Origin of the sequence: Pseudoalteromonas sp. EB27, from assembly GCF_001974875.1 — a bacterium.
Taxonomy (GTDB): domain Bacteria; phylum Pseudomonadota; class Gammaproteobacteria; order Enterobacterales; family Alteromonadaceae; genus Pseudoalteromonas.
Genome location: NZ_MTQD01000006.1, coordinates 102,584 through 116,682, shown reverse-complemented (window position 1 = coordinate 116,682; position 14,099 = coordinate 102,584). Strand labels below are relative to the sequence as shown.

The 14,099-nt window shown below is 38.4% G+C and carries 8 protein-coding genes; all 8 read right to left on the bottom strand.

Annotated elements, in window-relative coordinates:
- Positions 1–12: 12 nt before the first annotated feature.
- On the bottom strand, positions 13–252 hold the full coding sequence (locus tag BW142_RS08535) for a glutaredoxin family protein (RefSeq protein ID WP_024599587.1): 240 nt from the start codon (positions 250–252) through the stop codon (positions 13–15).
- Positions 245–2,362 carry a bifunctional 23S rRNA (guanine(2069)-N(7))-methyltransferase RlmK/23S rRNA (guanine(2445)-N(2))-methyltransferase RlmL gene (gene rlmKL, locus BW142_RS08530; protein ID WP_076924582.1) on the bottom strand — a complete coding sequence of 706 codons (2,118 nt, stop codon included), beginning with the start codon at positions 2,360–2,362 and terminating at the stop codon, positions 245–247. Before rlmKL ends, BW142_RS08535 begins: the two co-directional genes overlap by 8 nt.
- A gap of 91 nt (positions 2,363–2,453) precedes the next feature.
- Entirely contained in the window at positions 2,454–2,984 is a 531-nt protein-coding gene (locus BW142_RS08525; protein ID WP_024599589.1) for a cell division protein ZapC, read from the bottom strand.
- 117 nt (positions 2,985–3,101) lie between these two features.
- On the bottom strand, positions 3,102–4,112 hold the full coding sequence (gene pyrD / locus BW142_RS08520) for a quinone-dependent dihydroorotate dehydrogenase (RefSeq protein WP_076924581.1): 1,011 nt from the start codon (positions 4,110–4,112) through the stop codon (positions 3,102–3,104).
- A 120-nt stretch (positions 4,113–4,232) separates the two neighbouring features.
- Positions 4,233–9,074 carry an NAD-glutamate dehydrogenase gene (locus tag BW142_RS08515; RefSeq protein ID WP_076924580.1) on the bottom strand — a complete coding sequence of 1,614 codons (4,842 nt, stop codon included), beginning with the start codon at positions 9,072–9,074 and terminating at the stop codon, positions 4,233–4,235.
- Positions 9,075–9,282: 208 nt separating this feature from the next.
- Positions 9,283–11,604, bottom strand: coding sequence for an MMPL family transporter (locus tag BW142_RS08510; protein ID WP_076924579.1), 2,322 nt, complete (start codon positions 11,602–11,604; stop codon positions 9,283–9,285).
- The gene (locus BW142_RS08505; RefSeq protein WP_076924578.1) at positions 11,604–12,599 is read right to left on the bottom strand and encodes a YCF48-related protein; all 996 of its coding nucleotides are present in this window, start codon (positions 12,597–12,599) and stop codon (positions 11,604–11,606) included. The genes BW142_RS08510 and BW142_RS08505 overlap by 1 nt, the downstream gene beginning before the upstream one ends.
- A 131-nt stretch (positions 12,600–12,730) precedes the next feature.
- The gene (locus BW142_RS08500) at positions 12,731–14,095 is read right to left on the bottom strand and encodes a DUF1329 domain-containing protein (RefSeq protein ID WP_076924577.1); all 1,365 of its coding nucleotides are present in this window, start codon (positions 14,093–14,095) and stop codon (positions 12,731–12,733) included.
- Positions 14,096–14,099 lie beyond the last annotated feature (4 nt).

Below are 14,099 nucleotides of genomic sequence, written 5' to 3'. Positions count from 1 at the left end.
TCTTATTTGCTCTTATTCTGCTTGTGCTAAAAATTCGCGCACAGAGTTTAAAGTAAAAGGCCAAAATAATTGCTCGCCTTTTTCACTTTTTAATACAGGAATAGTAATTTGATACTCAGCTATAAGCTGCTCATCAGTCATAATATCGATTAGTAATAACTCGCTAGTATCACAAAGTACCTCAGTGATAAGTTGCTCAGCTTGCTCGCACAAGTGGCAACCATCAGTGTGGTATAAAACCCAATTAGCCATGTGTGATTAGCCAGCTATTATGGATTTTTTTATTACGTTTAAAGTCTGGTGATAACGTTTTATCTGAAATATTAACGGCTTTTAAACCTAAACCAATCAGACCAACTTCATCTATAACAAAGCCACGTTTGTTATTAGAGAAAATCAACGTACCCGATGGGCTTAAAATCTTTTTTACCCACGTTAATAATTTAATATGATCGCTCTGAACATCAAATGCATCTTTCATACGTTTTGAGTTTGAAAACGTTGGAGGATCTAAAAATATCAAATCGTATTGCGCTGTTGCGTGCTCTAACCATTTTAAACAATCTGCTTGTTCAAAGCGGTATCGTGTATTACTAATACCATTTAAATCAAAGTTATCTTGGCCCCATTTTAAGTAGGTCTTTGATAAATCAACTGTAGTAATGGCTTTAGCACCACCAAGAGCAGCATGTACAGAAGCTGTACCTGTATATGAAAAAAGATTTAAGAAACGTTTATCTTTAGCATTTTCCTGAATATAACGACGCATTAAGCGGTGGTCTAAAAACAAGCCTGTGTCTAAGTAGTCAAATAAATTAACTTTAAACTTAGCACCGAACTCTTCAACAACCATAGTACGGTTTTGTTTAGACATAGCGGTGTATTGATCTTCGCCCTTCTGCTTTTTACGTACTTTTACAGCAATGTTTTCAGGTGAAATTTCAAGCTGTTGAGCCGTTAAACTTATTACGTCTTGCAGACGCTTTTCTGATGTTTTTTCATCAATTTCTTTAGGCGCTGCATATTCAAAAATTACAGCAGAGTCCCCATAAATATCTACAGCAACATTGTATTCAGGGATATCCGCTTCATAGACGCGATAAGCATCTATTTTATTTTGTTTAAGCCAGTTTTTTAAGCCTTGCTTATTCTTTTTCAATCGATTTGCAAATGACGTTGAGCCTTCAAAATTAAGTGCTTTTTTATCATCTGTGGTCAAACTGACTTGCTTATCATCTAATTGATATAAGTTAAGTTCTACATCAAGCGGGCCATTCTTAAATTTATAACGCTTAAGGCGCACAAGTTTTAAAAGTTTAAATAAGCTCTCGTCCATACCAAGTAAGGCAAGTTTCCAGTGATTAAAGTGCTTTTTAAAGCCAACGCCTAAATTACGGTGTAAATCAACAAGCTCAGCCATAGAGCCAATACGCTCACCATATGGTAAGTTTGAAATTACAACACCCGGTAATTTTGCAACAGCTGTAAGTTTAGTTGCATCACTTTGCTTAAACTTAATCACGTCGTCAAGCTCGGCTCGTTTAGCATTATCAATTGCTTTACTTAATACTTGTTCATCGTAATCGTGGCCAATTAACCACAGTTTAGGATCGGTAATATTAGCGAGTAACTCTTCTTTAAGCTCTTTAAACTTAGCGGCTCTAAAACTTGGTAAACGCTCAAAAGCAAAACCTTCACGGAATAATCCTGGCGCTTCGTTTCGCGCCATACCCGCAGCTTCTATCAAAATAGTACCCGCACCACAACATGGATCGAATAAAGGCTGTTTTACATTTTCAAGCCAGCCACTTCGCTTAATTAATGCAGCAGCTAAATGCTCTTTAATTGGCGCTTTACCTTGGCCTTGGCGGTAACCACGTTCTGACAAACGAGGACCTGAATAGTCAATATACATCGATACGCCGTAACGATTTAATCGTGCAACCACGCGCACATTAGCATCTTGCTTATCAACGTTCGGGCGTTGCTCGTATAAATCATTAAAATAATCAACAATCGCATCTTTGATCACAAGACCCGAAAATTGCGTGTTTTTTAATGAGTCATTGGTACCGTTGAAGTCAACAGCGAATGTTTGCGTAGGTCCAAACCATTCTTGCCAAGGTTGCGAGCGCGCAAAATTATACAGGCTATTTTTGTCATCTACGCCTTCTTTTTCTTCAATAAGCATAAGCACACGCGTTGCAAAACGAGTTGATAAACAAACCTTTTGCGCCAGTAATGAGTCAGCCTCAAAACGAACAGAACCAACAGTTTGCTTAGACACGGTTGCGCCAAGTTCTGTTAGTTCATCAACCAATAAATTTTCGATTCCGATAGAAGTAAGTGCGATAAATTGCAAAGTAATAACCCTTAATAGCTAATTGCGCAGGATTATAACATAGGTTGGGCGACAAACACGCCATAAAGACACGCTTAAGACTTAAATTTGGTTAGGCGGTTTGACTTTGATATTGCTGATTTAGGATGGGGTGTACTCGATTATTAAGAATACGGATTACTTCAAATTGCGCTAAAGACAAGTTTTCGTCTAATTTAAAGGTTTCACTTAAATTCAAACAAATAGATGCATCAGGACAATGCTCTACAATTAAAAAATCACCTGACTGCGCTTTAGATGTTAATTTAACTATTGCCTCTACACTTGGCTCTGTACCTGTGTACTCTTCAAAAAACCAACTTTTTGCTAAAACGGGTTTTAAGTGGTATTTAACAGCAGTCGCATTTAATGATATTTGACAAATTTGAGCCGCAGACCACAATTCAAATCCATCTAGATAATTATAAACTTGCTCATAAAATGCAGCATCTTCTAGGCTAAAACGTGGATTTTTAAAAACAGAATCGGTGAGTTGTCTTAATTTGTAAGGCGTACATAATTGCATGTCGTCATTTAAATCAAGTAACAAACGGTTTTTATCAGGACAAGCAATCCACTGCCATTGCTTTGATGCTTGTAACATTTACTCCTCCTTGGGCATGTTGAATAATTATTGCTCACAGTATAACTACTTTTGACCACTTTTAAAATGTTTGCTTAGAACATTTATCGAACGATCAAAAGCTTAGATAACTGATCCTTATAAGCCGTTAACGATCGACTTTACCAATTGTGGACCTTTGTAGATGAACCCAGTATAAACCTGAACTAAATTTGCGCCTGCATCTAACTTTTCTTTTGCAGATGAAGCATCATCAATACCGCCAACTCCGATGATTGGTAAGTTACCTTTTGTTAAGCGCTTTAGTTCACTTACCACCTCTGTAGAGCGCATTCTAACAGGGTAACCTGATAAACCGCCCGCCTCTTCTGCATATTGCTGCCCCATGACTGCAGCCCGTTCAAGCGTTGTATTTGTAGCAATTACACCATCAATTTTATTATTTAAAAGTGACTCACTTACTTGCTCTATTTGTATTTGATCGAGATCCGGTGCAATTTTTACAAGCATAGGTACTTGCTTACTATGCTTTGCAATTAAATCTAACTGTTCATTTTTAAGACTTTGCAATAAGTCATCAAGTGCAGCACCATATTGTAAATCACGAAGTCCTGGGGTATTTGGGGATGAAATATTTACCGTAATGTATGAAGCATGCTCAAATACTTTACGCATACAATGAATGTAGTCATCTTTACCTTGCTCATTAGGTGTATCTTTATTTTTACCAATATTGATACCGAGTATGCCACTGTACTTTGCTGCTTTTACATTTTTGACTAAATTATCAACGCCTTTGTTATTAAAACCCATACGGTTAATAATAGCGTTTGATTCTGGTAATCTAAAAATACGCGGTTTCTCATTGCCCTCCTGAGGACGAGGCGTAACTGTGCCTACTTCGATAAAACCAAATCCCATTTGGCTAAAAGCATCAATACATTCTGCATTTTTATCAAGACCAGCAGCAAGCCCTACTGGATTTTTAAATTCAAGACCTAAAAAGTTTACGGGTTTATCTGAAACACTTTGTGACCAAGCTAGATTTAGAGGCGTATTAGCAAAACGACGAAGATTATTAAGTGCAAACTCATGCGCCCACTCCGCATCACGGGTAAACATAAAACGGCGAGCTAAATCATAAAACATCAATATAATCCTCTTTTTAAATTTCAGACAAAAAAATACCTCAGACAAGGCAGAGGTATTGTATAACAAATTTAACAATCAGTTATTTATTTACTAAACAAATAATAGATTAAAGCTAAATTATTTTCCTGATGTATCACAGTTGTGACTTAATAACATAAGTTCACGAAGTGCAACTGAGAACTTTGCAAAGTCGTGGCTTTGTGATGTTTTAAACTCAGCCAGCATTTGTTTCCAACGTTGAAGTAATAAATCTTGGCTATCCATCCACTGATCTATTTGACTATCAACATCACTCTCATCACCTTCAAAGCTATTTAAAACCACTTCAGATAACGTACGTTGCTGCCAATCAAGCTCCTCACGGTAAGATGAACGAGCAAGTGCTTGCCAATGATTTGCTACTGGTTGCTTAGTTATTTGCTCTAAGAACCAATGCAGACCCATTCTTGCGCCTAGTTTAAAGTAAGTATTCGATACCATCGAAATACTCTTACCTGAATTATTAGCAACTTCAGCTAAATCCATCACAGAGAATAAGCTTGATAATGAAACAATACGCTTAGCTATATCTGCAGGAACGCCGGCATCAATTAACTTATTGGCTTCAATTACAATGCGGTCATTTTCTTTTTCAATCATGTAGGTATTTAAGTTATCACTTAAATCTTTAAATGTTGGCGCAAAGAATTCAATTCCTTGTTCAATCGTTTGTGACTTATTACGATGGCGTAAGAACCAACGCGTAGTACGGCGAACAGTACGACGAAGTTGGTAAAGCATTTCAGTTTGTACCGCTGCTGGTATTTTATTATCCAGTGCGCTGATAGAAGACCATGTATCACGCATTTCAAATATTTCGCTAGCAATTGAGTAACACATTGCAATTTCAGCTTCGTTTGCACCGGTTTCTTCATGCATACGTACCATGAAGTTTAAACCCATATCATTAACGATACTGTTAGCAAGTTTAGTTGCAATAATTTCTTTACGAAGTGGATGGTTGTTCATCGCATCGTTAAACTTCTCACGTAGAGGACGTGGGAATGACTTCACAAGCAATTGGCGATAGTAAGGGTTTTCAGTAATTTCATCACTTACCAAAGACTCTTTTAATACCATTTTTGCGTAAGACACTAGCACTGAAAGCTCAGGACGAGTTAAGTCTTTACCAGCGGCTGCACGTTCTGCCAATTCTTCATCACTTGGAATGAACTCAATAGCACGGTTTAACTTGCCATCTTTTTCAAGTGCATGAATAAAGCGAATCTTTTCTTTAAGCGTTGAAGTACCTTTAGACTGCGTAATTGAAATAGTATGTGTTTGACGATAACAATCTTTTAATACTAACTCAGATACCTCGTCTGTCATTGAATAAAGTAGCTCATCACGTTGTTTACGTGTTAAGTCACCTTCAGCAACCAAGCCATTAAGTAAAATCTTAATGTTAACTTCGTTATCTGAACAAGCAACGCCCCCTACGTTATCAATAAAGTCTGTATTAACACGACCACCCTTAGCTGCAAATTCAACACGACCTAATTGAGTTGCCCCTAAGTTACCGCCCTCACCAATTATTTTAGCGCCTAAATCTCTACCATTGATACGTAGTGCATCGTTTGCACGATCCCCTACATCTGCATCAGTTTCTTTAGAGTTTTTAATGTATGTACCAATACCGCCATTCCACAGTAAATCGAACTCCATCATCAATGAAGCTTTCATTAACTCATTTGGGGTCATACTTGCTTTTTTAGTGCCCAACATTTTTTTCATTTCTGGGCTAAGCGTAATTGATTTAGCAGCACGAGAGAAAACACCACCACCGGCAGAAATTAACTCTTTGTTGTAGTCTTCCCACGATGAACGCGGCATGTTAAATAAACGTTCGCGCTCTGGATAAGAAGTAGCAGCGTCTGGGTTCGGATCAACAAAAATGTGCATATGGTTAAAGGCAACTTGTAAACGAATATGCTTAGATAACAACATGCCATTACCAAATACGTCACCCGCCATGTCGCCAATAGCTACCACTGTAAAGTCAGTCGTTTGACAGTCAATGTCCATTTCACGGAAATGTCGTTTAACTGACTCCCATGCGCCTTTAGCTGTAATACCCATTTTCTTGTGATCGTAACCAACCGAGCCACCTGATGCAAATGCATCGCCAAGCCAGAAATTGTATTCATTAGCTATGCCATTTGCGATATCAGAGAAAGTAGCAGTTCCTTTATCGGCTGCAACCACTAAGTAAGCATCATCTTCATCGTGGCGAACAACATCGCGAGCTGGCACTATTTCACCGCGTTCAATGTTATCTGTAATATCCAAAAGACCACGGATAAAGATTTTATAACACTCTTGGCCTTCTTTAATAAACGCTTCACGCTCACTTGGTAATTGTTTACATACAAAGCCACCTTTAGAACCAACAGGTACAATTACTGTATTTTTAACTTGTTGCGCTTTAACTAAGCCAAGAACTTCAGTACGGAAGTCTTCACGACGGTCAGACCAACGCAAGCCACCACGCGCTACTTTACCGTAACGTAAATGCACACCTTCTACGCGCGGAGAATAAACAAAAATCTCAAACGCTGGAAGAGGAAGCGGTACATCAGGAATTAAGCTTGGTTGTATTTTAAATGATACATACGACTTAAACTGACCTGCATCATCTTTTTGGAAATAGTTAGTACGAAGCGTTGCAACAATCATATCGACGTATAAACGAATAATACGGTCGTCATCTAGGTTTGCTACATTTTCAAGCTCTAAATAGATTTGTGTGCTTAGCTTCTCAAGTGTTTTGGCACTTGCTGGGCTCTTAATTGAGAACTTTTTAGCAAATAAATTAACAATTTGCGCAGCAATATTTGGATAGTTAGCAAATGTGCTTTCAATGTAAGTCTGAGAGAACGTAACACCGATTTGACGCATATACTTAGCGTAAGCACGTAAAATAGAGGCTTCTCGGCCAGTTAGGCCACCCATTAACACTAAACGGTTAAAACCATCGTTTTCAAGGCGGTTGCCCCAAACATTTGTTAATGCAGCGCGAAAACGTGCTGAAATCTTATCAAAATCAGCCATCCCTTTGCTATCAATAAGCATCGAGAAGTCCATGATCCAATTAATACGACCATCGCTTGTTTTAACTGAATACGGCGTTTCGCCAACAACGCGCAGACCAAAGTTTTCAAGCATTGGCATAACATCAGATAAGTGAATTGGTTCGTCTTTATGAAATAAGCTTAATCGTACAATATTGCTATTAGCTTCTTCTTGTGGACGGTAGAAAAGCATTTCTAGTTTGTTTTCATCACTAAGTAATTCTAACTTTTCGATATCAACAACCGCGGCACTTGGAAGCACTTCATCTTTGTATGAGCGTGCAAACGCATTACAGTATTTACGATTTAAATCGTTACCACGTGCTTCGCCCGCAGATTCTAAAAGTGCAGATTGAAGTTTATCTTCCCACGTACGTGCAGCTTCTACTAAATTGTTTTCGATATCTTTCACGTTATATTCGATCTTGTTGTCGGTCACACGAACGGTGTAATGAGTACGCGCAAGTGTTGACTCAGAGAAATAAGTAGTAAATTCGACTTTATCGTCAGAATTAAATGCATTGGCTAATATATCTTGCGTTTCACGACGAAGTGCCGTGTTATAGCGCTCGCGAGGTACATAAACCATGCAAGATAAGAAGCGACCATACGCATCTTTACGTACAAATAAGCGACACATATCGCGCTCTTGTACTTGTAACACACCCATAGCAACTTCAAGTAGCTCACTTTCGCGCGCTTGAACAAGCTCATCACGTGGGTAGGTTTCTAAAATATTTAAAACAGCTTTGTAAGCATGCGTGCCTTTAGCAAAATCACACATTTCCATGATGCGATTAATTTTACTTTTTAATACTGGCACATCAGTAGCACTGTTATTGTAAAAGCTTGATGAGAACAAACCAATAAAGCGGTCTTCACCAATTACATTGCCTTCGTCGTCAAAACGCTTAATACCTACATAATCAATGTAGGCTGGACGGTGAACGCGAGAAACAGAGTTAGTTTTTGTTAGGATCAGTAGGTTGCTACTACGTGCTTCTTGGCGAGCAACCTCTGGTAATTCTGATAATAATCGTGTGTGTTCTTCAGTAGAGTTTTTCATCAAGCCAAGGCTTGATTCCATTTTACCTTTTAATTGATAATCACCTTGAACTGGGCTTAGCTCATATTCACGATAACCCATTAGGGTAAAGTTATCTTTAGCTAACCAATCTAAAAACTCAGTTGTTTCTGAAACTTCTTCTTTCGTTTTATTATGATGACGCTTAGGTAACTCTTTAGTTACTGCCATCAATTTTTTACGGATTGGCTGCCAATCATCAACGGCAACCGACACATCGACAAGAACTGATTCTAACTCTTTTTTGAAAGACTCAATCACAGAAGAATCTGTTTGACGGTCGATTTCAATAAAGAATACTGTTTTAGTAGAAGAAGATTCTTGTTCTGCTTTTAAATTTGATAAACCAGAAATTTTAGCGTTTTCATCGCGCTTAATTTTTAATGGGCAGTGAAGTAATAAGTGAGAGGCGATATTTTCACGTGTCATGGCCATACGAACAGAATCAACTAAAAACGGCATGTCTTTAGTAATAATTTCTACAATTGTATGCGATGACTGCCAGCCATCTTTTGCCACTTCAGGGTTGAAAACGCGAATAACAGCGTCGTCGGTAGTATTTTTTTCTAGCGAGTTCCAAAGGCTTAATGCTGCGCCATATAGGTCACTATCGTTGCGGTTTGCCAAATCCTCTTTAGACATATTGCTGTACAAGGCTTTGGCGAATTTCTCAACGAGTAACACATTATCAGCGCGAACTTTTTTCTGGATCAGCTTACAGACATTATCTAGGATAACCGAGGCTTGGCCTTCATTTCGTGTCATTGTATGTTCCTTAATCTATTACTGCTCAGGAGCAGGAATTTGTACAGCTATTCATTAGCGTGGAGTCAATTAAATTCTAACCCTTTTACAGCTAATAAACAGCCTTTTCGATGAAAACATTTTAAGCATTTCAGCTATTTGGTCATCTATTCACAAATTGTAGATATAAATGGCCTTTACAGGCCATTTAGGAGCAAAATTATTCACATTATTTTTTCTGGTCAGTCCAGAGAAGACTACCAATAGCAGGTAATAACAACACTGCACCTAACATATTCACTAAAAACATGAAGGTTAACAGTATACCCATATCAACTTGGAATTTAAGATCTGAGAATATCCAGGTACTCACACCAATAGCTAATGTTATACCGGTAAATAGAACCGCACTTCCACGTTCAACAAGCGCATTTCGATAAGCAACACTCAATGGTACATTTTGCTTAAGCTGCCCCATCATCGACGACAGTATATAAATACCATAATCAACACCAATACCCACACCTAAAGCAATAACTGGTAAAGTAGAAACGGTTAAGCCTATTTCTAATTGCACCATAAGTGCTTGTGCAAGCGTTGATACGATATAAAGCGGTAATACTACGGCAATCGTTGCTTTTACGCTTTTAAAGCTCATTAAGCATAAAATAATAACAGCACCATAAACGTAAAGCATCATTGGTATTTGCGCTTCTGAGACAGACTCATTAGTAGCAGCCATTACGCCAACAGGTCCTGACGCTAATTTAAATGCTAATTTATCAGTGCCCTCTTCTTGTGCAAATTGCTTAACACTCTTAATTACAGTATCGATAGTTTGTGCTTTATGATCATCTAAAAATATAATCACTGGCATAACTGAACAATCACCGTTAAGTAAACCTGTACTCGTTTCAACTCTAGATGTTGACTGTACTAAGCTTGCTGAATTTCGTGGCAAGCTTTGCCACTTCAGATTGCCTTCGTTGTAGCCTGCGTTAACCGATTGAGCTACAGAGCTCAAACTTACAGCAGACTGTACACCGGCCACATTCTCTACTTTGTATTGGAAACGGCTTATACGCTCCATCACACTATGCTCAGTACATGCTGCAGGATATGCTTCTACAATTACCTTTAAGATATCAGACGAGATAGTATATTTATCAGATATTAAGAATGTATCTTGATTATAGCGCGCATCTTGATGCAGAGATGGCGCCCCTGCGTGTAAATCACCTATACGCATTTTATCTGCTTGCCAGTAGCCTAAAGCAAATAAAACAAGTGTAAAACCAATAATCATTTTAGCTACTTTAGGATCTGTTGCTTTTACAAGAAGGTCTCGAATTTTATCAAGCATGTTAGGCTTAGTAGCATCACCAGATTGAATATGTACACTGTTCTCAAAGTTCATGTACGAAGCCCAAACTGGTAGTAAAATTAAATTAGTAAATATAATTACTGCCACACCTAAACTCGCTGTAATGGCAAGTTCGCGAATAATACCAATATCTATGGTAAGTAATGTTAAAAAACCGACAGTGTCTGAAAGTAGTGCTATACCACCTGGGACCAATAAAGCCCTAAAACTTGACTGACAGCAAATACGTGTTGTTTTACCTTCACCGACTTTTTTACCAATCGCATTTATCATCTGCACACCATGGCTTACACCAATAGCGAATACTAAAAACGGTACCAAAATAGACATAGGGTCTAGGCCAAAACCTAAACTTGAAAGTAGACCTAATTGCCAAACAACAGCAATGATAGAACACGCGATAGGCAAAATGGTCAGCTTTAAACTGCCACAAAATAGCCATACCATAATAAAGGTAAAGGCGATAGCAATAGCAAAAAATACGACCACCCCTTTAGCGCCTTCTGCTATATCACCGGCCATTTTTGCAAAGCCAATAATATGGATGCTTACTTTTTCTGTGCTTAGAGGCTCTCTTAAATCACTTTCTAGCTTTTGCGCAAAAGCTAATGTGTCTAACTTTTGTTGTGTTTGTGGATCTGTTTCTAAAAGTTGAGCTGTTACCATTGCACACGAGTAATCGCTGGCAATCATACGTCCTACAACTTTTGCTTTTTCGATATTTTCTTTTACAACACCTAAGCCACGTTTGTCAGCTTTAAAGTTGGCAGGAATAATTGGACCGCCTGCAAAGCCATCCTCGACTACTTCAACAAAACGAGCACTGGGTGAAAATATAGAGTTAACTAATGGACGATTTACGCCTGGAATAAAATAAAGCTGATCGTGGACCGCTTTTAACTGAGTAAAGAATTCTGGATTAAATATATCACCGCTGTCATCACACACTGAAATCAAAATACTGTTTGCACCACCAAACTGTTTTTCATGCTTAGTGTATACTTTCATATAGTCGTGATTTAACGGGATGTTTTTATTAAACGAGGCATCTAATTGAATTTGAGTTGCTTTGAATACAAGTAAACACGTTATAAGCGCAAAACTTATAAGCATAATTAAGCGATGTCTAAAAATCGCCTTTTCAATAAAATCGAGTAACTTATGCATTAAGGGGTTAACTCCTTCACTTTAATGCCATCTTCTGTAGCCATGATTAGTTTGTTATTTAAAATCACGCCATCTAAAATTGCTTTACCATCGGCTAACTGCTCATGGGTGAGTAACCCATCTTGAAGATGAAAAATAACGCCACTATTGGCGAGCATGAGCCATTGTTTATTATTGTAATTAATGATGTTGTTGATCGTCGCAGTTTTTACATTTTCGAAATGCTGCCACTGCTGTTCACCATTTTGCTTCGCAAAAACATTGCCACGAAGCCCTGCCACAATTTCTTGTGTGCTATCTGATGCAACCGCGAAAAATGAACCAGGATAAATTTCCTCTATCCTTTGCCAAGTTTCACCATCATCAATGCTTCTGGCCATTAATCCCATTTCACCAACCAATATTAATCCGTTATCTGTTATTTCGATTCGATTAAAGTGCGGTAAAATTGAAGCTGTTTCTGCTTCATACCCTTCGGGGTCGTTTTCTTTTAAATCGTTTAAATAATCTCTGTCATCACTAAATAGTAACGAATCTAAAAAGCGCTTTTGCCAATGTTTACCACCATCGCTAGTTTGGTAAAACATACCATAAGCGCCCACTGCAAAACCTTTCAAGTCATCTTCAAATAGAATATCTAAACATGGTTTGTCTAATTCTGGTTGTGCTTGTTGTAATTGCCAATTAATACCACCGTCAGTAGTATTTATTATTGTTGCATCGTGGCCACATGCCCAGCCATTATTTTCATCGCTAAAGTCAACAGCTGTTAATAGCACTTGAGTCGGTACAAGTTCAGCTTGCTGCCATTTATTACCTGTTTCACTTTTAATAACAGTACCATGTTTGCCTACTGCAATTAGCCCGTTACCTGTGTTTGTTATATCAGTAAGTAGGGTTTTATCTGCATTAATTGCACTGATTGCGTTTTCAGGAACATCCTGGGCAACACCCGCACCGCTTATGATCAGGCTGGCATATACTAAATACTTCATAATTTTAATCGCCTTGAACGAGAGAATTGTTTGTCTTTATATACTGAGGAAAGCGTTGCGCGATTTGGTATAAGACAAACGCGATGTGAAAGGAAAAGGCACTTAACATAAGTTAAGTGCCTTACTTCTAACTATCTACCTGCGCGACGTAATGCGCTTGACGTAAATTCGTTATCATTAAACGATTGTGAAAAATCGTACATTTTTTCTTGGTTATCTAAACCAATTGCTAAATAACGACGTGAATTTAAATCATGATAAACTTCAAGCGTACTCCACTGAGTAGGTACTTCGTAATAGTTAAGGCCATAAGCCATTGCTACACGGTAAAGTTGGTCGCGGTTATCATAAATATCCGTAACCTGTACTTGCCAGCTATCTTCATCAATGTAAAACACACGTTTTTTATAGATATGGCGTGTATCGTCTTTTAAGTTAGCTTCAACAACCCAAACACGGTGTTTTTCGTAACGTGTATGTTCTGGATTGATATGACCAGGCATTAAAATATCATCGTACTCTAGCTTATCACTATGAAGTTTATAGCTGTTGTAAGGTATATATAACTCTTGCTTACCTTTTAGCGTCCAATTGTAACGATTTGGCGAGCCATTAAACATATCAAAGTCATCGGTAGTGCGCAGGCTATCTGCCGCTGTGCCTGGTGCATCATATGCAACATTAGGTGCACGACGAACGCGACGTTGTCCCGAGTTATAAGTCCATGCTTGGCGCGGCGTTAATATTTGGTCCATCGTTTCATGAACTAATAACGCAGTACCCGCTAAACGCGCAGGCTCTGTAACGCTTTGTTTAAACTTAAACAAAATATTTGAGTCTTGAAGCTCCGCAGGTGTTGCACTAGGGTCTGAGTATTTAACTAATAACTGCTCATCAAAACCAACATAGTTATAAGAACCAGATGCAGTCGGTGCGGCTTGACCACCAAAACGCTCAATAGATTGGCCACGGTAACGTAATAAGTGATTCCAAATTGCCTCTAAACCAGTTTTAGGAATAGGGAAAGGAATACCAATCGCTGTATTTTTAATACCATTACCGCCTTCAATTAATTCAGCAGTCGGTGCAAACTTTTTAGTCGCGTCATAAACAAACTGTGGGTACGAAGCTGAGCGGCGTGTTTCATACACTGGCATTTTAAATGTGTCCGGGTATGCTTCAAATAAAGCAATTTGACCCGGGCTTAGATTGGCTTTGTACTTTTCAATATTACTTTTATCGATAGTAAAAAGTACTTTATCAGCTGTAAATGGGTCAAGGTGATGCATACCAGCTTCATAACCTGTAGGAGCAGCTGTAATGCCGTTATTCCAAGCTGGAATAGAACCATCAGCATTAGCTGCTTTTTCTGCACCCATTGGCGTTAAGTTTTGACCTAATTGAGCAACTTCATCAGCGCTTAATTTAGCTAAAGCTGCGCTACTTGCAAACAAGCTACAAAATGCTGTAGCGATGAGGGTAGGTTTTTTAATCATAGTA